Genomic DNA, 1,211 nt, shown 5'->3' with positions numbered 1-1,211 from the left:
CAATGTTATCTGTCATCATGCCCCACATGAAGCATGCAAGTTCCCTTGCGATTGCTGTTTTGGCTACATTATGTTTCTTATACTTATTAAGCACCATCTTGTAGTATCGGCGTCTTAGACGCTCGTTAGCTTTGTCAGCATAAGCGATGACTGCAGGTGTATTCCCTGACTGACGGGACTTCAGTTCTTTGGATTTGAAACCAACCTGTCCTCTTGCATAGCATTGTGACGCTTCTGTTAGGAGTAGCCGTACATGCCTGTTTCCTGCTTTGGTAATTCCTAGTCTGTTCTGATCATCGCCGCTGGAATCTTCACCAGGTACAAGACCGAGGTAAGAAGCAAAGTGCTGGGCAGAAGCAAAGCGCTTGAAATCACCGACTTCAACCAGAACAGAAAGTGCAGTATGTGTCTTCACACCGATGAAGCAGCAAAGCTTTTTCACTGCTTCCTTGTATTCATCCTGTGTTGCAAGCTCCTCAATACGCTTATCCAATCGTTCAATCTTGTCTGATAGTGTCTGGTATGTCAGCAGGTATTCGTCGAGGATCTCCTTGTACAGAGCCTCAGGAGTTAAGGCCTTAAGCCATTTAAGATGAGCTGCTGTCCAATGACTTTTTCCGTCATAGCGATAGTTATGGCGTAAACAGAACGCAAGAATCTGCTGCTTCACTTTTTTCAGTGCTAGTTTGTGATCGTCCCTCATGCGCAGGAATTCTTTTGTTTCTTCATCCTTTGCAGTTGGGATATGAACAGGGCTGTAGTTATGCTGTGCAAGACATTTGGCAATGATTTCAGCATCACGTCTGTCTGTTTTTATACGCTTTTTACTACGCTGTTCAAGCATTGTAGTAGGAGCGAGAATAATGCATTTTACATTGTTCGCCGTTAATTGGTGATACAAAGTATAACCGAAGCAGCCAGCCTCATAACCGCATATGAAGTTAGCATCGTCTCCGTAGATGGTTCTAAGAAACTCCAGATAGTTCAGAACTTTTTTGTAATCAGCTTCTGTCCTCTGGTAGTGAGAAGCCTTTTCGGCTTCAATTGTGTAAGCACAAAGTGAAAAACTTTCCTTGTGAACATCCATTCCTACGTAAACTGTGTTATAATTCATTTGATGACCTCCCTTTGTATGCGGTAATCCCTGTTACTATTTGCTTTTGACAATCATTAGTATACAGGTAAATCCACGAAGTTACAAAGTGGAGGTC

The 1,211-nt window shown here is 42.9% G+C and carries 1 protein-coding gene; it reads right to left on the bottom strand.

What is annotated here, in order from left to right; genetic code table 11:
- Positions 1-1,114, bottom strand: a 1,114-nt coding sequence (locus DW981_RS14695; protein WP_118508250.1) for an IS110 family transposase, incomplete at its 3' end; no start/stop codon positions are given.
- Positions 1,115-1,211: the final 97 nt, after the last annotated feature.

The sequence above is a fragment of the Clostridium sp. AM49-4BH genome (assembly GCF_003478335.1).
GTDB lineage: Bacteria > Bacillota > Clostridia > Lachnospirales > Lachnospiraceae > Butyribacter.
Note: the sequence above shows the minus strand (reverse complement) of the source record. Positions and strands in the feature narration are given on the sequence as shown.